We start from the raw sequence: 1,098 nt of genomic DNA, 5'->3' as shown, positions 1-1,098 counted from the left end.
TCCCCTGACATCATGATGCCTTCCCTTCACGGCACCACGCTCGTGCTCGGTGGCGCACGCTCGGGCAAGTCGAGCTTTGCCGAGCGTCTGGCCACGGAAACCGGTCTCGTCCGGCATTACATCGCCACCGGTCGCGCCTTCGACGAGGAGATGCGCACGCGGATCGACGCGCATCGCGCGTCGCGCGGCGATCTGTGGACCACGCATGAAGAGCCGGTCGATCTCGTCGGTCAGCTCTCGGCCATCGATGCCGTCGGCTGCGTCGTGCTGGTCGATTGCCTGACGCTGTGGGTGACGAACCTCATGCTCGAGGAGCACGACGTCGCCGCGGAAACGGCGCGTCTCGTTGCGAGCCTTCCGGCGCTTCGCGCCTCCGTCATTTTCGTTTCCAACGAGGTGGGTCTCGGGATCGTTCCCGACAACCGCATGGCGCGCGCGTTTCGCGATCATGCCGGCCGTCTCCACCAGCAGGTCGCGGCGCAGGCGCGCGACGTCTATTTCGTAGCGGCAGGATTGCCGCTCAAGATGAAGGGCTGATCCATGACGAATTCTCATCCGGGCGCAAAGATCCCCGCAACCGTCATCACCGGGTTTCTCGGTGCGGGCAAGACGACGATGATCCGCAACATCCTGGAAAATGCCGAGGGGCGACGGATCGCGCTGATCATCAACGAGTTCGGTGACCTCGGCGTCGATGGCGACGTGCTGAAGGGTTGCGGGGCTGAAGCCTGCAGCGAGGACGATATCATCGAGCTCACCAATGGCTGCATCTGCTGCACCGTGGCCGACGACTTTATTCCCACCATGACCCGTCTTCTCGAGCGGGAGGGCCGTCCGGACCATATCGTCATCGAGACCTCCGGTCTTGCCCTGCCGCAACCCCTGATCGCTGCCTTCAACTGGCCCGACATCCGCACGCAGGTCACGGTGGACGGCGTGATCACCGTGGTGGACAGCGCGGCCGTGGCGGCCGGGCGTTTTGCCGATGACCACGACAAGGTCGATGCCCTGCGCGCCGAGGATGACAATCTCGACCACGAGAGCCCGATCGAGGAGCTGTTCGAGGATCAGCTGACCGCAGCCGACCTCATCGTTCTC

At 64.2% G+C, this 1,098-nt stretch carries 2 protein-coding genes; both read left to right on the top strand.

From position 1 onward, the window contains the following. Positions 1 to 12: 12 nt before the first annotated feature. The gene (cobU, locus tag ASG03_RS16290; RefSeq protein ID WP_062695245.1) at positions 13 to 537 is read left to right on the top strand and encodes a bifunctional adenosylcobinamide kinase/adenosylcobinamide-phosphate guanylyltransferase; all 525 of its coding nucleotides are present in this window, start codon (positions 13 to 15) and stop codon (positions 535 to 537) included. Between the two features lie 3 nt (positions 538 to 540). Further along, on the top strand, positions 541 to 1,098 hold a 558-nt coding region (gene cobW / locus ASG03_RS22090), incomplete at its 3' end, for a cobalamin biosynthesis protein CobW (protein WP_244475291.1).

The sequence above is a fragment of the Rhizobium sp. Leaf341 genome (assembly GCF_001424325.1).
Lineage (GTDB): Bacteria > Pseudomonadota > Alphaproteobacteria > Rhizobiales > Rhizobiaceae > Ferranicluibacter.
The sequence above is the reverse complement of the archived record's forward strand: the minus strand, read 5'-3'. Positions and strand labels throughout refer to the sequence as shown.

Bases quoted from the DNA above. Each gene is read 5' to 3' on its own strand.
- cobU (WP_062695245.1), top strand. From the start codon at position 13: ATGATGCCTTCCCTTCACGGCACCACGCTCGTGCTCGGTGGCGCACGC.